Raw genomic sequence first — 15,459 nt, 5'->3', positions numbered from 1 at the left:
TCACATCTCGGTGAACAGCTGGCGTCGGGCACCTTCGGTAATGGCGACAATGCCGGGGTGCTTGACTTTGCGTTCCACCGAAATGGCGTAGAACGACTCCGTCACCGCGTCGGTCTGGCCAATCAGTTCCACGCCGTATTGGCGTATCACTTCATCGGCAATCACGCTCGGGCCGATGAAGATCCCGCTGCCGGATTGGCCGAAAGCCTGCATCAAGGCGCTGTCATCGAACTCGCCGACGATGCGCGGCTGGATCTGCTGCTCGGCAAACCAGCGCTGCAAGCGACTGCGCACCACGGTCTCCGGTCCTGGAATCAGCAGCGGTGCGCCGTGCAGGCCGCGGGGGAAATCCTGACCGTATTGCGCCGCCAGTCCAGCAGTGGCGAAGAAGCTGATCCCGCATTCCCCGAGTTTCTGGCTGTAGCCCTTGATGTCCAGGTGCGAGGGCATCGGGCTGTCGGAAATCACCAGATCGAGCCGCTGGATCGCCAGGTCGGCGAGCAGGCGTTCCAGTTTGTCTTCGCGACAGGTGATGCGCAGCGGCTCGCTCAATTCCATGGTCGGCGCAATCAGGCGATAGACGATGGATTTGGGCACCACATCGGCCACGCCTACCCGAAACAGAATCTGCTGTTCGTTGGGCTGGGCTCGCAGCATCAGCTCCAGTTCGCCGCCCAACTGAAACATTTGCTCGGCGTAGGGCAGGGTCTGACGACCGGCTTCGGTGAGTTCCAGTTGCCGGCCGACCCGTCGAAAAAGCTCGATGCCATAGGTTTGTTCGAGCAGGGAAATCTGCCCGCTGATGGTCTGCGGCGTCAGATTCAGCTGCTCGCAGGCGCGCACGATGCTGCCGGTCTTGGCCACCACCCAGAAGTAATGCAGCTGTCGATAGTTGAGCATGACGACCTACAGTTCGTTAAACCCGAAGTATAGCCGCTAAAAATACGAATTTTCCTGAAGTGTTTGCCTCCCTAGAATGCCCCGCTATCGACGGGTGGCCTTTTCGCCCTGTCTGTTCTATCGAGGAAAGCATCATGAAGCTTAAAACCACGGCACTGCTGATCACGTCTTTACTGGTGTTGGCCGGTTGTGACCAGGCCGAAAAAAGCGCTCAGCAACTGATGGGCAAGGCTGCCGAAACCGCCAAACAAGCGATCGACGAAACCCACAAAGCCGCAGAGCAAGCGATCAGCGATGCCACGGGTGGTCTGATCAGCAAGAAAGAACAATCGGCCAAGGAAACGGACAAAACCGAATCTTCGTCCCAGGAAATCTAAACCGTCTTAAACGAGTCAGGACTGACCCATGGAATACCTTTTAGAACTTGCTGCAAGCCCCACTGCCTGGGTCGCCCTGGCTACATTGATCGTCATGGAAATCGTGCTCGGCATCGATAACCTGATCTTCATTTCGATCCTGACCAACAAACTGCCCGAGCAGCACCGGCAGAAGGCGCGGCGCATTGGTATCGGCATGGCGCTGATCCTGCGACTGGCGCTGCTGAGCACCATCGCGTTCATCGTCCAGTTGACTGAGCCTGTGATCGATATCTTCGGCCAGACGTTCTCCTGGAAGGACATGATCCTGATCGCCGGCGGCCTGTTCCTGTTGTGGAAGGCGACCACCGAGATCCATCACAGCATGGACCCGGCGCCGGATGATCCAACGTCGGCCACCTCGACCGTGACCCTGGGCTTCGCTGCCGCTATCGGTCAGATCCTGATGCTGGACATGGTGTTCTCCATCGACAGCATCATTACCGCTGTCGGCATGACCGAACATTTGCCGATCATGATCATCGCGGTGGTGGTGTCGGTGCTGGTGATGTTGCTGGCAGCTGACCCTCTGGCCAAGTTCATCAACGACAACCCGACAGTGGTGATGCTGGCGCTGGGCTTCCTGATCATGATCGGCATGACGCTGATCGCCGAAGGCTTTGGCGCCCATGTACCGAAAGGCTACGTGTATGCGGCCATGGCGTTCTCGGCGACGATCGAGAGTTTGAACATGATGTCGCGGCGGGCGAAGCAGAAGCGTTTAGCCGCTGAAGCTTAACTCGCGTCAAACGAAACGGCCGCCTGCGCTCGAAAGAGCCCAGGCGGCCGTTTTTGTTTGGATACGTAAGGGGTGTCGGTCAGTGCGCGGCAGCGTGCTGTTCAGGGGTTTTATCGGGTTTCGCCATTGGAGCCGACTGAACCGGATGATGGTGCCGACGAGTAATACGCAGGACTCCCCATAACATGGCGGCGGCAACGGCCAGCCAGCCAGAAATCAACATCACAATGGTCATCGCCAGGCTCATCAGTGCCTCCTCTTCGCCCTGCTGCGGGCACACACTCTTTGCACATGACAGTCTAGTCGCTGCTGTGTTTCAGACTATTGACCAAAGGTCGGCTGTCACCAATCAGTTCGCTCTATCGAATGCCATCATCTGCCGCTTAAGGCTATACCGCTGCCGCGCGGCGTCCTATGATCGACGGCCAAGCCGGGAGCGCGGATGCCTGGCGTCTAAATCAAGAGAGTGATGATGGTGCGGGTATTTTCTCGAGTTCGGTCTTTAGTGCTGGTCGTTGGCTGCGTTGCCGGTCTGGCGGGTTGCGCGGGGAGTGTGGCACCGGAAATCAAGCGGCTGCCGGAGCGTGTCGAGCTGAGTGGCACGTTCTATCGTGGCGTGGCGAATCAGAGTGGGCCGCAAGTGCTGGCCAGCATGTTGTCCCAGCAAGGCATTGTGATTACGCCAGGTTTGCTCGAAAAACCGTTGCATTTGCCGGGTGCCGAAGCCCAGTTGCAGCAGAACATGCAGAACCTCGCTCGCGAGTACGGCATGGTCGTCTATCCCCTCGACAGCAATCTGCCGGCACTGTTGACCCAGGTTGCGGCCGGTTACCCGGTCATGGTGCGTTTCACCGAAGGCTCGGCGTTCTGGGCTGAACCGCGTTACGCCATTCTTGCCGGGTACAACCGCCAGAAGCAGACCGTGCTGCTGCGCTCGGGCATGAACCGTCGAGAGTTGATGGGCTTTGGTTCGTTTGAAGCGGCGCTCAAGGATGCCGGTGGCTGGGCCGTGCTGATCCAGAAGCCGAATCAATTGCCGGCCAATGTCGATCAGCAGCGATGGCTCAAGGCCGCGAACGACCTTGCTCAGGCAGGTCAGGAGCAGGCAGCCGCCAGGGCGAAGAAAGCGCTGAACGCGCAATAAGTCCGTTCGTCATGTGCCGGGCACCCTTGCACTTTGCCGACTTCTAATGGAATAGGGCCCGGATTTCTCCGGGCTGGATTCAACGGAGGCGCCCATGGCAAATTCCACGACCCCTGTCGGCCCGCATTCGTCTGAGCATTCTTCGGGTGATGAGTTGGGGTTCGATCCCGATTCACCGGACCTCGCCGATCCGCAGGTCGATCCCATCGGACCTGCCAAGGCACCCAGGGATGTGAAGCCGGGCGACAATCCCAAGGCTCCTGCGAAGCCTTACGATCCACTCGCCGATCTGAAACCCTGAGCCTGAGTGAGGTGCGTATGTCTACCGATTCGAGTTTCAACGACAAACGTCCGGACAGCGTTCCAACCACGCCTGAAAAAGACATCGACCCTGTGATGGATCCGAACGATCCATTAAGGGATCCCTTGGCGCGTCCGATGGTAGTGCCAACGGAACATCCCCACGGCACGAGAGATCCGAGTGCCGGGGATGGCATTCCGGATGACGACCAGATGCCGTTGCCCAATGATTAACGCTGGACGAAAAAAGCCCCGAACAATCGGGGCTTACTTTTACCAGCTGTTTATTTATTTCGAGGCTTCAACCACGCCGCTCTGACGATGCTTGAGATTCTTGTCGGATTTGTACTGCAAGGCTACAGACGGCACGTTGGTGCCTCTGCCAGTTTCAACCCAGCTGCGAATACGGCTGGCATCGGCAAAGTGTGTGTACTTGCCAAAGGCGTCGAGGATGACCAGCGCAACCGGGCGATTGCCCATGCTGGTGACCAGCACCAGGCAGTGACCGGCTTCGTTGGTGAAGCCGGTCTTCGTCAGCTTGATGTCCCAGTTCGGCTTGTTGACCAAGTGGTCGGTATTTCGGAAACCCAGGCTGTAGTTGGGTTTACGGAACGAGACGGTTTTTTGCTTGGTCGTACTCAGCTCAGTCAGTAGCGGGTATTTGTGTGCAGCGATCAGCAGTTTGCTCAGGTCGCGGGCCGTGGACACGTTGCGAGGGGAGAGCCCGGTGGGCTCGACGAAGTGTGTACTGGTCATGCCCAGTGCTTTCGCTTTGGCATTCATTGCGGCAATAAACGCGACGTAGCCACCTGGATAATGATGGGCCAGGCTGGCAGCCGCACGATTTTCCGAGGACATCAGGGCAATCAGCAGCATTTCCCTGCGCGGCAATTCGCTTTTGAGTTTCACCCGGGAGAACACGCCTTTCATTTCCGGCGTGTCGCTGATGTTGATCGACAGGTATTCGTCCATATTCTGTCTGGCTTCAACCACGATCAGCCCAGTCATCAACTTGCTGACGGAAGCGATCGGCTTAACCACGTCAGGATTACTGGCATAGATGATTTTGTTGGTCTGCAGATCCATCAGCAATGCGCTGCTGGAAGCGATCTTCAATGTTGACGTATCTCGCGGCGCCGAAGTGGTGTCGGCAGCGTTGACGGTTGGCGTGGTGAAAGTCCCTGTAAATGCAAAAAATAGGCTCAGGATGGAAAGACGGATTTTCACGCTGGCAGACTCGTTAGGTGTGGATAAGCCGTTCTGTAACGGGTTGTTTCTTTAAAAACGACGCATTTTAGGAGTATGGCTGAAGAACTGTCGATGGTTGATCAATGAACAGGTCAAAGTCCTTGAAAACCCCTACAACCTGTAGGTTTCCGGCGAGTGGTAGTGTTTTAAATCCAGGCAAAAAGAACCCCGCCAATGGCAGGGTTCCTTTGTTCGTCGCAGCAATGAAGTTGCGAACTCAGCTGTGCAGTGTTTCGGCTGCGTACAGCGTGTTTTCCAGCAGGCAAGCGCGCGTCATCGGGCCAACGCCACCCGGGACTGGAGTGATCCAGCCGGCGCGGGGCAGGGCGGTGTCGTAGATCACGTCACCGACCAGTTTGCCGTCTTCCTGGCGGTTGATGCCGACGTCGATCACGATCGCGCCTTCCTTGATCCACTCACCCTTTACCAGACCCGGCTTGCCGGCAGCGACTACCACCAGATCGGCACGACCGACGTGGCCTGCCAGATCCTTGGTGAAGCGGTGGGTGACGGTCACAGTGCAGCCAGCCAGCAGCAACTCCATTGCCATCGGGCGGCCAACAATGTTGGAAGCCCCGACAACCACTGCGTCCATCCCGTAGAGATCGACACCAGTGCTTTCCAGCAGCGTCATGATCCCTTTAGGGGTGCACGGACGCAGCAGCGGAATACGCTGGGCAAGGCGGCCGACGTTATAAGGGTGGAAACCGTCGACGTCCTTGTCTGGACGAATGCGTTCCAGCAATTTGGAAGCGTCCAGGTGTTCAGGTAAAGGAAGCTGAAGCAGAACGCCATCAATCGCCGGGTCGTCGTTCAGGCGATCGATCAGATCGGTCAGTGCTTCTTGAGTGGTTTCGGAAGGCAGGTCGTAGGCTTGGGAAATGAAGCCGACCTCTTCACAGTCTTTACGCTTGTGCGAGACATAAACCTGAGAGGCGGGATCGCTGCCGACCAGGATCACCGCGAGACCGGGCGTGCGCAGACCTTGCTGGCGACGCTCGTTGACGCGTTTGGCGATCTGCTGGCGCAGGCTGGCGGCGATCGATTTGCCGTCGATTAGTTGTGCAGTCATTGCGCGTGATTAACCATCGAGAGGGGAAAAAAAGAGAACGCATTCTCGCATGTCATGAGGTGAGGGCAAAGGCGCTTGGTCTGCAAATTCCCCTAACCCCTTTAATTAAATGAATTTTTTTTAAAAAAGAGTTGACGACCTTCAGGGTCACCTATAACATTCGTCGCACTTGTCGGGCACAGCCTAGCACTGGTTAAGAAGGTCGAGCAGAGTTGATGTTTAATTCGGTGAGGCTGAAAGCACTTAGTTTGTAATCGTCCAAGAATACAGATTAACAAGGCGCCCGTAGCTCAGCTGGATAGAGCATCCGCCTTCTAAGCGGATGGTCGCAGGTTCGAGTCCTGCCGGGTGCGCCATTAGGCAGCTTTGGCACAAGTAACGCAACATGGCAATATGGTGGGCGTAGCTCAGTTGGTAGAGCACGGGATTGTGACTCCCGTTGTCGAGGGTTCGATCCCCTTCGTCCACCCCATATTTAGAAAGGCGCCAGATTAACAGTCTGGCGCCTTTGCTTTAAAAGCTTGATGCGGATGTGGTGGAATTGGTAGACACACTGGATTTAGGTTCCAGCGCCGCAAGGTGTGAGAGTTCGAGTCTCTCCGTCCGCACCATTTACAAGTAGCTATTTAATAGCAGAAAACGGCGCAGCACCTGAAAAGGGCTGCGCCGTTTTTGTTTCAGAAGTCTGAATTTTCAAAGCGGCCGCAGGTTCTGGGTCGAGAGGGCGGCTAGGATCGTCGAATTTATGTTTCTCGATGATGCTGATTCGCCCGTTGGTCCCCTTGTGGGGTCGACTGTCAGGGATGGATTGCCGATGCCTTCTATATATAGAAGGATTGGTGCAGAGCCCTGGCATGATTGGCTGTATTTGCTAACAGGGCGAGGCACAACCGTTTGTCCCCGCCTATAAATTGCCTGCTGCTTTTTTACCCGTTTTCAGTAGGGTGACTTCTTGAGTTTGACCCACTAGAATGCATGCCCTTGATTCTGGGGTCGGAAACGGCCGGCTAACGTCTGTGCAACGAGGAATATCCATGCAAGTTTCTGTTGAAAATACTTCTGCTCTTGAGCGCCGCATGAGCATCACCGTGCCGGCTGAGCGCATCGAGACTCAGGTCAACAAGCGTCTGCAGCAGACTGCCCAAAAGGCCAAGATTGCTGGCTTCCGTCCAGGCAAAGTGCCAATGAGTGAAATCAAGCGCCGTTTTGGTGCTGATGCACGTCAGGAAGCGGTCGGCGACGTGATCCAGTCCTCTTTCTACGAAGCTGTCGTTGAGCAGAAGCTGAACCCGGCTGGCGCTCCGTCGATCGAGCCTAAATCGCTGGAAGCTGGCAAAGACCTGGAATACGTCGCGATTTTCGAAGTGTTCCCTGAGTTCACCGTTGCCGGTTTCGAAGGTATCGCGGTTGAGCGCCTGAGCGCTGACGTGGCTGATGCCGATCTGGACAAAATGCTGGAAGTGCTGCGCAAGCAGAACACTCGTTTCGAAGTGGCCGATCGCGCTGCTCAAACCGAAGACCAGTTGAACATCGATTTCGTTGGCAAGGTCGACGGTGAAGTGTTTGCTGGCGGTTCCGCCAAAGGTACTCAGCTGGTTCTGGGTTCCGGCCGCATGATTCCTGGTTTTGAAGACGGTCTGGTTGGTGCTAAAGCCGGCGAAGAGCGCGTTCTGAACCTGACTTTCCCAGAGGACTATCAGAACCTCGACCTGGCAGGCAAAACCGCTGAGTTCACCGTAACCGTGAACACTGTTTCCGAGCCAAAGCTGCCAGAACTGAACGAAGAATTCTTCGCTCAATTCGGCATCAAGGAAACTGGCCTGGAAGGCTTCCGCACTGAAGTTCGCAAGAACATGGAGCGTGAGCTGCGTCAGGCAATCAAATCCAAGGTCAAGAATCAGGTAATGGACGGTCTGCTGGCCACCAACCCGATCGAAGTGCCGAAGGCTCTGCTGTCCAACGAAGTTGACCGTCTGCGCGTGCAGGCCGTTCAGCAGTTCGGTGGCAACATCAAGCCTGAGCAACTGCCGGCCGAGCTGTTCGAAGAGCAAGCCAAGCGTCGCGTCGTGCTGGGTCTGATCGTGGCTGAAGTGGTCAAGCAATTCGACCTCAAGCCTGACGAAGCCCGCGTTCGTGAAATGATTCAGGAAATGGCTTCGGCTTACCAGGAGCCTGAGCAGGTTGTGTCCTGGTACTACAAGAACGACCAGCAACTGAACGAAGTTCGTTCGGTTGTGCTGGAAGAACAAGTTGTGGATACTGTTCTGCAGAAAGCTAGCGTGACCGACAAATCGGTCTCTTACGAAGAAGCAGTCAAGCCGGTAGAAGCTCCACAAGCCGACTGATCGTTTTTGCGGTAAGAAGCACACACCATAAGCCAGCCTTCGTGCTGGCTTATGCGTATTCAAGACATAACTATTTGGGAGTGACTGCAGAGCATGTTCCGTAATTCGTATATTCAGCAGAACTCTGATATCCAGGCCGCAGGCGGCCTGGTCCCGATGGTTGTCGAGCAGTCTGCTCGTGGCGAGCGCGCCTATGACATCTACTCGCGCCTTCTCAAGGAGCGAGTGATCTTTCTGGTTGGTCCGGTAGAGGACTACATGGCCAACCTGATCTGTGCGCAATTGCTGTTCCTTGAAGCGGAAAACCCGGACAAGGACATCCATCTCTATATCAACTCCCCGGGCGGTTCGGTAACGGCGGGCATGTCGATTTATGACACCATGCAGTTCATCAAACCCAACGTGTCGACCACCTGTATCGGTCAAGCGTGCAGCATGGGCGCGTTTCTACTGACCGCCGGTGCCCAGGGCAAGCGTTATTGCCTGCCGAACTCGCGTGTGATGATTCACCAGCCACTGGGCGGTTTCCAGGGCCAGGCTTCGGATATCGAAATCCATGCCAAGGAAATCCTCTTCATTCGTGAGCGTCTCAACACGCTGATGGCCAAGCATAGCGGGCGCACTCTTGAAGAAATCGAGCGCGATACCAACCGCGATAATTTCATGAGTGCAGAAGCCGCGCGTGAGTACGGGTTGATCGATGAAGTGATCAATCAGCGCCCCGCTTAAAATAAGCAGCTCAAAATAGGGTTGGTCGGCGCGTCCGATCACCAGCGGGCTTGAAAAAGCCCGCAATAGCCTTCATCTTGTGTTGCAAGCCTATCGGATTTGGATCGAACGAATGACTGACACCCGCAACGGCGAGGACAACGGCAAGCTGCTCTATTGCTCCTTCTGTGGCAAAAGCCAGCATGAAGTGCGCAAATTGATTGCCGGCCCCTCGGTCTTTATCTGCGACGAGTGCGTCGACCTGTGCAATGACATCATCCGTGAGGAGGTGCAGGAAGCCCAGGCCGAAAGCAGCGCGCATAAATTGCCTTCGCCTAAAGAAATCAGCGGCATCCTTGATCAGTACGTAATTGGTCAGGAGCGTGCGAAAAAGGTTTTGGCCGTAGCGGTGTACAACCACTACAAGCGCCTGAACCAGCGTGACAAAAAGAATGACGATGTCGAACTTGGCAAGAGCAACATCTTGCTGATCGGCCCGACAGGCTCGGGTAAAACCCTGCTTGCTGAAACACTGGCTCGCTTGCTGAACGTTCCGTTCACCATCGCCGACGCAACCACCCTCACCGAGGCAGGTTACGTGGGTGAAGATGTCGAAAACATCATTCAGAAGCTGCTGCAGAAGTGCGATTACGATGTAGAAAAGGCCCAAATGGGTATTGTCTACATCGATGAGATCGACAAGATCTCGCGCAAGTCTGACAACCCGTCGATCACCCGGGACGTTTCCGGTGAAGGCGTGCAGCAGGCCCTGCTCAAGTTGATCGAAGGCACGGTCGCTTCCGTCCCGCCTCAAGGTGGTCGCAAGCATCCGCAGCAGGAATTCCTTCAGGTCGACACCCGTAACATCCTGTTCATCTGCGGTGGTGCGTTCTCCGGTCTGGAAAAGGTTATTCAAAACCGTTCCACCAAGGGCGGTATCGGTTTCAACGCGGAAGTGCGCAGCAAGGAAGAAGGCAAGAAAGTCGGTGAGTCCCTGCGTGAAGTCGAGCCTGACGATCTGGTCAAGTTCGGTCTGATCCCTGAGTTCGTCGGTCGTCTGCCGGTACTTGCCACGCTGGACGAGCTTGATGAGGCTGCGTTGATGCAGATTCTCACCGAGCCAAAAAATGCCCTGACTAAACAGTATGCCAAGCTGTTCGAGATGGAAGGTGTAGACCTGGAATTCCGGGCCGACGCTCTGAAATCGGTCGCCAAACGTGCCTTGGAACGTAAAACCGGTGCCCGTGGACTGCGTTCGATTCTCGAAGGTGTATTGCTCGACACTATGTATGAAATCCCCTCGCAGTCCGAGGTGAGTAAAGTAGTGATCGACGAAAGCGTTATAGAAGGCAAGTCCAAGCCACTGTATATCTATGAAAACAGTGAGCCGGCTGCCAAAGCAGCGCCAGACGCCTAAGCGTCCAGCTGCTGGAATAAAGAAGGGGCCTTCGGGCCCCTTTGCTTTTAGCGCGTTTTAACACCTTCTTTAAGCTTGTTTTTTTTGAAGGTAGCCCCCATCTTGGTTTCAAGCTCACTTCCATCTGTTTACGGCCTTATGGCCGCCGTAGAGGCGAAATCATGAAGACAACCATCGAATTGCCTCTCCTGCCATTGCGTGATGTTGTGGTTTATCCGCACATGGTTATCCCGCTGTTCGTGGGGCGCGAGAAATCCATCGAAGCCCTTGAGGCAGCGATGACGGGCGACAAGCAGATCCTTCTGCTGGCTCAGAGAAACCCTGCTGACGACGATCCCGGTGAAGAAGCACTTTATCGTGTAGGTACCATTGCTACCGTTCTGCAGCTGCTCAAGCTGCCTGACGGCACGGTCAAGGTTTTGGTTGAAGGTGAGCAGCGGGGCGCCGTTGAGCGCTTCAGCGAAGTGGACGGCCACTGCCGTGCCGAAGTCTCATTGATCGACGAAGTCGACGCGCCAGAGCGCGAGTCGGAAGTGTTCGTACGCAGCCTGCTGGCTCAGTTCGAACAATATGTGCAGTTGGGCAAGAAAGTCCCGGCTGAAGTCCTGTCGTCGCTCAACAGCATCGACGAGCCAGGCCGCCTGGTCGACACCATGGCCGCACACATGGCCCTGAAGATCGAGCAGAAGCAGGAAATTCTCGAAATCATTGATTTGTCGGCCCGGGTCGAGCACGTTCTGGCGTTGCTGGATGCCGAGATCGACCTGCTGCAAGTCGAAAAACGCATTCGTGGTCGCGTCAAAAAACAAATGGAGCGCAGCCAGCGCGAGTACTACCTGAATGAGCAGATGAAGGCCATTCAGAAAGAACTCGGCGACAGCGACGAAGGCCACAACGAAATCGAAGAGCTGAAAAAGCGCATCGATGCCGCCGGTTTGCCGAAAGACGCCTTGGCCAAAGCCCAGGGTGAACTGAACAAGTTAAAACAAATGTCGCCAATGTCTGCGGAAGCGACCGTGGTGCGCTCGTATATCGACTGGCTGGTTCAGGTGCCATGGAAGGCGCAGAGCAAAGTGCGCCTGGATCTGGCGCGCGCAGAAGACATTCTCGATGCAGACCACTATGGTCTGGAAGAAGTCAAAGAGCGCATCCTTGAATACCTCGCCGTGCAAAAACGCGTGAAGAAAATTCGTGGTCCGGTGTTGTGCCTGGTCGGTCCTCCTGGGGTGGGTAAAACCTCTCTGGCGGAGTCGATTGCTCACGCCACCAACCGCAAATTCGTGCGCATGGCCCTCGGTGGCGTGCGTGATGAAGCGGAAATTCGTGGTCATCGCCGTACCTATATCGGTTCGATGCCGGGAAGATTGATTCAAAAGATGACAAAAGTGGGCGTCCGCAACCCGCTGTTCCTGCTCGATGAAATCGACAAAATGGGCAGCGACATGCGTGGCGATCCGGCATCGGCGTTGCTGGAAGTGCTCGATCCTGAGCAGAACCACAACTTCAACGATCACTATCTGGAAGTCGACTACGACCTGTCCGATGTGATGTTCCTTTGCACCTCGAACTCCATGAACATTCCACCCGCCTTGCTGGACCGGATGGAAGTGATTCGCCTGCCGGGCTACACCGAAGACGAAAAGATCAACATCGCCGTCAAGTACCTCTCGCCAAAGCAGATTGCTGCCAACGGCTTGAAAAAAGGCGAGCTGGAATTCGACGCCGAAGCGATCCGCGACATCATCCGTTACTACACCCGCGAAGCCGGTGTACGTGGGCTGGAGCGCCAGATTGCCAAGGTTTGCCGCAAGGCGGTCAAAGAGCACGCGATGGAAAAACGCTTCTCGGTGAAGGTCACTGCCGAGATGCTCGAACACTTCCTGGGCGTGCGCAAATTCCGCTATGGTCTGGCCGAATCGCAGGATCAGATCGGTCAGGTCACCGGGTTGGCGTGGACTCAAGTGGGCGGCGAATTGCTGACCATCGAAGCCGCCGTCGTGCCGGGTAAAGGCCAATTGATCAAGACCGGTTCCCTGGGTGACGTCATGGTCGAATCGATCACTGCGGCCCTGACCGTTGTTCGCAGTCGTGCGAAGAGCCTGGGGATTCCCCTGGACTTCCACGAGAAGCGCGACACGCACATCCACATGCCGGAAGGGGCAACCCCGAAGGACGGCCCTAGCGCCGGTGTGGGCATGTGCACGGCTCTGGTGTCGGCATTGACCGGGATCCCTGTGCGCGCGGACGTCGCCATGACTGGCGAAATTACGCTGCGTGGCCAGGTGCTGGCGATTGGTGGTTTGAAAGAAAAACTGCTCGCAGCTCACCGTGGAGGAATCAAGACGGTGATCATTCCTGAAGAGAACGTACGCGATCTGAAGGAAATTCCTGACAACATCAAGCAAGATCTGCAGATTAAACCGGTTAAATGGATTGACGAGGTCCTGCAAATTGCGCTGCAATACGCGCCGGAGCCCTTGCCAGATGTAGCTCCAGAGATAGTTGCAAAGGATGAAAAACGCGAGTCTGACTCTAAGGAAAGAATTAGCACGCATTAGTACGCATTTGCCTGGGTGGCTTGTTGACAGCTTTTTAGAGCCCTTGTTATAAAGCGGCTCTTAAGTGTCTGTAGGCCATTCAGCACTCGTTTTTGCTTTCACCAAAAAACTTAGAATCATACTCAAATAGATATAAGGGGACTTAGAGTGAACAAGTCGGAACTGATTGATGCTATCGCTGCATCCGCTGATATCCCGAAAGCTGCTGCTGGCCGTGCGCTGGACGCTGTAATCGAATCCGTCACTGGCGCTCTCAAGGCTGGCGACTCTGTTGTTCTGGTTGGTTTCGGTACTTTCTCCGTTACCGATCGTCCAGCTCGCATTGGTCGTAACCCACAGACCGGTAAGACGCTGGAAATCGCAGCAGCCAAAAAACCAGGTTTCAAAGCCGGTAAAGCACTGAAAGAAGCTGTCAACTAAGTTCGATTCAGGTTTTTGCCTATCCGGGTCGGGGTCATGCCTGACCTGGCAGCGGAGCGGTAGTCCAGTCGACGAGTCGTCGATCCGAGACGCCGAGGCTCGCACGTTCGAGTCATCGGTCCGCTCCGCCAGTTACGAGAAGGCGCATCCTCGGATGCGCCTTTCTTCTATCCGGATTCTACCCACGCTCCACGGTTGCCTAATTTTGAAGTTCAACCGTTTCTGGGGGACGCATGCTGCAGAATATCAGGGACAATTCACAAGGCTGGATTGCCAAGACCATTATCGGGATCATCGTTGTACTGATGGCTTTCACCGGTATCGAGGCCATTTTTCAGGCGACGACCAACAGCCAGGATGCGGCCAAGGTCAATGGTGAAGAAATCAGCCAGAACGAGCTGAGCCAGGCGGTCGATATGCAACGCCGTCAGCTCATGCAACAGCTGGGCAAGGATTTCGATGCTTCCTTGCTCGACGAAAAAATGCTGCGCGAATCGGCCCTCAAAGGCCTGATCGATCGCAAGCTGCTGCTGCAAGGCGCAGAAAACTCGAAGTTCGCTTTTTCCGAAACTGCTTTGGACCAGGTGATCCTGCAAACGCCTGAATTCCAGGTTGATGGCAAGTTCAGCCCAGAGCGTTTCGACCAGGTTATTCGCCAACTCGGCTACAGCCGCATGCAGTTCCGCCAGATGCTGGCTCAGGAAATGCTGATCGGTCAGTTGCGCGCGGGCCTGGCAGGCAGTGGTTTCGTTACCGACGCACAGGTTCTGGCATTCGCCCGTCTGGAAAAACAGACCCGCGATTTCGCTTCGCTGAACGTCAAGGCTGACCCGGCGGCAGTGAAGCTGACCGACGATGAAGTCAAAGCCTATTACGACGAACACGCCAAGGAATTCATGACGCCGGATCAGGTGGTCATTGATTACGTGGAGTTGAAGAAGGCTTCCTTCTTTGATCAGGTCAGCGTCAAGGACGAAGACTTGCAAGCGGCGTATCAGAAAGAAATCGCGAACCTGTCGGAACAACGTCGGGCCGCGCACATTCTGATCGAAGTGAACGACAAGGTGACCGAAGCGCAAGCCAAGGCCAGGATCGAAGAGATCCAGGCACGTCTGGCAAAAGGCGAGAAGTTCGAAGCCCTGGCCAAGGAGTTCTCCCAGGATCCTGGTTCGGCGAGCAACGGCGGTGACCTTGGCTATGCCGGTCCTGGCGTCTACGATCCAGCCTTCGAAACAGCGCTGTATGCGCTGGCCAAGGATCAGGTTTCGGCGCCGATCCGTACTGACTTCGGTTTCCACCTGATCAAGCTGTTGGGCGTGGAGGCACCTGAAGTGCCGACGTTCGCCAGCCTGAAAGACAAGCTGACCCGTGAGCTGAAAACCCAGCAGGTCGAGCAGCGTTTCGTCGAGGCGACCAAGCAACTCGAAGACTCGTCGTTCGAAGCCTCCGATCTGGCTCAGCCGGCGCAGGACCTGAAGCTCACTGTGCATACGTCCAAACCGTTCGGCCGTGAAGGTGGCGAAGGTGTTGCGGCCAACCGTGCCGTGATCACTGCAGCGTTCAGTCCTGAAGTGCTGGATGAGGGTGCCAACAGCACCGCCATCGAGCTCGATCCGGAAACCGTGATCGTGCTGCGCGCCAAGGAGCACCTGAAGCCTGCGCAACTGCCGCTGGAAAGCGTCGCTGCCAGTATTCGCGTGCAACTGACCAAGGAGCACGCCAGTGCTGCCGCCAAGACCAAGGCTGAAGAGCTGATTGTCAGCCTGCGCGAAGGCAAGACTCCGCTGGACAAGGCGATCGACGGTCAGAGCTGGAAAGTGACCCAGGCCGCTACTCGTGGCCAGGAAGGGGTTGACCCAACCGTGCTGCAGGCGCTGTTCCGCATGCCGAAGCCCGTCGCCAAGGACAAGCCGACCTTCAGCAACGTGACTCTGGCTGATGGCAGCCTGGTGATTGTGCGTCTGGACGGCGTGAACGAAGCGGCTGCGCCGACCGAAGAAGAGAAGGCTCAATACCGTCGCTTCCTCGCTTCGCGCATTGGCCAGCAAGACTTTGCGGCCTACCGCAAACTGCTGGAAAGCCAGGCTGAGATCAAACGCTTCTGATGCCTGACTGAGTTTTGCGCTACACAAAGACCCCGGCCGAAAGGCTGGGGTTTTTTATGGGTGAAACGAAAGCAGCACGGGTTATCC

At 55.9% G+C, this 15,459-nt stretch carries 14 protein-coding genes, 3 tRNA genes and 1 pseudogene; 14 read left to right on the top strand and 4 right to left on the bottom strand.

The window, feature by feature from the left end:
* Positions 1-900 carry a transcriptional activator NhaR gene (nhaR, locus tag PFAS1_RS02175; protein ID WP_074878467.1) on the bottom strand — a complete coding sequence of 300 codons (900 nt, stop codon included), beginning with the start codon at positions 898-900 and terminating at the stop codon, positions 1-3.
* Positions 901-1,034: 134 nt separating this feature from the next.
* Between nhaR and PFAS1_RS02170 the strand changes: the two genes are divergently transcribed.
* Together PFAS1_RS02170 and PFAS1_RS02165 are read left to right on the top strand one after the other, a co-directional pair.
* A complete protein-coding gene (locus PFAS1_RS02170; protein ID WP_076028028.1) occupies positions 1,035-1,277 on the top strand; it encodes a hypothetical protein in 243 nt (80 codons plus the stop codon).
* A 28-nt stretch (positions 1,278-1,305) separates the two neighbouring features.
* A complete protein-coding gene (locus tag PFAS1_RS02165; protein WP_074878463.1) occupies positions 1,306-2,055 on the top strand; it encodes a TerC family protein in 750 nt (249 codons plus the stop codon).
* Positions 2,056-2,134: 79 nt separating this feature from the next.
* Here the strand turns inward: PFAS1_RS02165 and PFAS1_RS29705 are convergent, their stop codons facing one another.
* A complete protein-coding gene (locus PFAS1_RS29705; protein WP_198044944.1) occupies positions 2,135-2,302 on the bottom strand; it encodes a hypothetical protein in 168 nt (55 codons plus the stop codon).
* 167 nt (positions 2,303-2,469) lie between these two features.
* On the opposite strand from PFAS1_RS29705, the pseudogene PFAS1_RS02160 reads away from it, so the two are divergent.
* From PFAS1_RS02160 to PFAS1_RS02150, 3 genes and pseudogenes are all read left to right on the top strand, one after another.
* Positions 2,470-3,199 (top strand): annotated as a pseudogene (locus tag PFAS1_RS02160) (peptidase C39 family protein).
* Positions 3,200-3,293: 94 nt separating this feature from the next.
* Positions 3,294-3,500: a DUF6021 family protein gene (locus PFAS1_RS02155; RefSeq protein WP_076028026.1), complete on the top strand. Its 207-nt coding sequence runs from the start codon at positions 3,294-3,296 to the stop codon at positions 3,498-3,500.
* A gap of 17 nt (positions 3,501-3,517) precedes the next feature.
* On the top strand, positions 3,518-3,733 hold the full coding sequence (locus PFAS1_RS02150; protein ID WP_074878456.1) for a hypothetical protein: 216 nt from the start codon (positions 3,518-3,520) through the stop codon (positions 3,731-3,733).
* A 54-nt stretch (positions 3,734-3,787) separates the two neighbouring features.
* Here PFAS1_RS02150 and pbpG read toward each other — a convergent pair whose 3' ends face one another.
* The gene (gene pbpG / locus PFAS1_RS02145; protein WP_076028025.1) at positions 3,788-4,726 is read right to left on the bottom strand and encodes a D-alanyl-D-alanine endopeptidase; all 939 of its coding nucleotides are present in this window, start codon (positions 4,724-4,726) and stop codon (positions 3,788-3,790) included.
* Positions 4,727-4,964: 238 nt separating this feature from the next.
* Positions 4,965-5,819, bottom strand: a complete 855-nt coding sequence (gene folD, locus PFAS1_RS02140) for a bifunctional methylenetetrahydrofolate dehydrogenase/methenyltetrahydrofolate cyclohydrolase FolD (RefSeq protein ID WP_008148421.1) — start codon at positions 5,817-5,819, stop codon at positions 4,965-4,967.
* Between the two features lie 279 nt (positions 5,820-6,098).
* Here folD and PFAS1_RS02135 point away from each other — a divergent pair.
* The 9 genes from PFAS1_RS02135 (at position 6,099) to PFAS1_RS02090 (ending at position 15,372) form a co-directional block, all read left to right on the top strand.
* Positions 6,099-6,175, top strand: a tRNA-Arg gene (locus PFAS1_RS02135).
* A gap of 40 nt (positions 6,176-6,215) precedes the next feature.
* Positions 6,216-6,291 (top strand) — tRNA-His (locus PFAS1_RS02130).
* A gap of 54 nt (positions 6,292-6,345) precedes the next feature.
* Positions 6,346-6,430: transfer RNA gene (locus tag PFAS1_RS02125), tRNA-Leu, on the top strand.
* Between the two features lie 423 nt (positions 6,431-6,853).
* A complete protein-coding gene (gene tig / locus PFAS1_RS02120) occupies positions 6,854-8,164 on the top strand; it encodes a trigger factor (RefSeq protein WP_076028024.1) in 1,311 nt (436 codons plus the stop codon).
* A gap of 93 nt (positions 8,165-8,257) precedes the next feature.
* Positions 8,258-8,893 carry an ATP-dependent Clp endopeptidase proteolytic subunit ClpP gene (clpP, locus tag PFAS1_RS02115; protein ID WP_007901795.1) on the top strand — a complete coding sequence of 212 codons (636 nt, stop codon included), beginning with the start codon at positions 8,258-8,260 and terminating at the stop codon, positions 8,891-8,893.
* 112 nt (positions 8,894-9,005) lie between these two features.
* Complete coding sequence (clpX, locus tag PFAS1_RS02110) at positions 9,006-10,289, top strand: ATP-dependent Clp protease ATP-binding subunit ClpX (protein WP_007946893.1); 1,284 nt, start codon at positions 9,006-9,008, stop codon at positions 10,287-10,289.
* 161 nt (positions 10,290-10,450) lie between these two features.
* Entirely contained in the window at positions 10,451-12,847 is a 2,397-nt protein-coding gene (lon, locus tag PFAS1_RS02105; protein ID WP_074878448.1) for an endopeptidase La, read from the top strand.
* 147 nt (positions 12,848-12,994) lie between these two features.
* Complete coding sequence (locus PFAS1_RS02100; protein WP_002552737.1) at positions 12,995-13,267, top strand: HU family DNA-binding protein; 273 nt, start codon at positions 12,995-12,997, stop codon at positions 13,265-13,267.
* A 233-nt stretch (positions 13,268-13,500) separates the two neighbouring features.
* The gene (locus PFAS1_RS02090) at positions 13,501-15,372 is read left to right on the top strand and encodes a SurA N-terminal domain-containing protein (RefSeq protein ID WP_076028023.1); all 1,872 of its coding nucleotides are present in this window, start codon (positions 13,501-13,503) and stop codon (positions 15,370-15,372) included.
* Positions 15,373-15,459: the final 87 nt, after the last annotated feature.

The sequence above is a fragment of the Pseudomonas frederiksbergensis genome, assembly GCF_001952935.1.
Classification (GTDB): Bacteria; Pseudomonadota; Gammaproteobacteria; order Pseudomonadales; family Pseudomonadaceae; genus Aquipseudomonas; species Aquipseudomonas frederiksbergensis.
This window is presented reverse-complemented; position numbering and strand designations above follow the sequence as displayed.

What these genes read in the sequence shown, in the direction of transcription:
- clpX (WP_007946893.1), top strand. Translation starts at nt 9,006, where the DNA reads ATGACTGACACCCGCAACGGCGAGGACAACGGCAAGCTGCTCTATTGC.
- PFAS1_RS29705 (WP_198044944.1), bottom strand. Translation starts at nt 2,302, where the DNA reads ATGAGCCTGGCGATGACCATTGTGATGTTGATTTCTGGCTGGCTGGCC.
- PFAS1_RS02150 (WP_074878456.1), top strand. Translation starts at nt 3,518, where the DNA reads ATGTCTACCGATTCGAGTTTCAACGACAAACGTCCGGACAGCGTTCCA.
- clpP (WP_007901795.1), top strand. Translation starts at nt 8,258, where the DNA reads ATGTTCCGTAATTCGTATATTCAGCAGAACTCTGATATCCAGGCCGCA.
- PFAS1_RS02090 (WP_076028023.1), top strand. Translation starts at nt 13,501, where the DNA reads ATGCTGCAGAATATCAGGGACAATTCACAAGGCTGGATTGCCAAGACC.
- PFAS1_RS02170 (WP_076028028.1), top strand. Translation starts at nt 1,035, where the DNA reads ATGAAGCTTAAAACCACGGCACTGCTGATCACGTCTTTACTGGTGTTG.
- tig (WP_076028024.1), top strand. Translation starts at nt 6,854, where the DNA reads ATGCAAGTTTCTGTTGAAAATACTTCTGCTCTTGAGCGCCGCATGAGC.
- nhaR (WP_074878467.1), bottom strand. Translation starts at nt 900, where the DNA reads ATGCTCAACTATCGACAGCTGCATTACTTCTGGGTGGTGGCCAAGACC.
- folD (WP_008148421.1), bottom strand. Translation starts at nt 5,819, where the DNA reads ATGACTGCACAACTAATCGACGGCAAATCGATCGCCGCCAGCCTGCGC.
- PFAS1_RS02165 (WP_074878463.1), top strand. Translation starts at nt 1,306, where the DNA reads ATGGAATACCTTTTAGAACTTGCTGCAAGCCCCACTGCCTGGGTCGCC.
- lon (WP_074878448.1), top strand. Translation starts at nt 10,451, where the DNA reads ATGAAGACAACCATCGAATTGCCTCTCCTGCCATTGCGTGATGTTGTG.
- PFAS1_RS02155 (WP_076028026.1), top strand. Translation starts at nt 3,294, where the DNA reads ATGGCAAATTCCACGACCCCTGTCGGCCCGCATTCGTCTGAGCATTCT.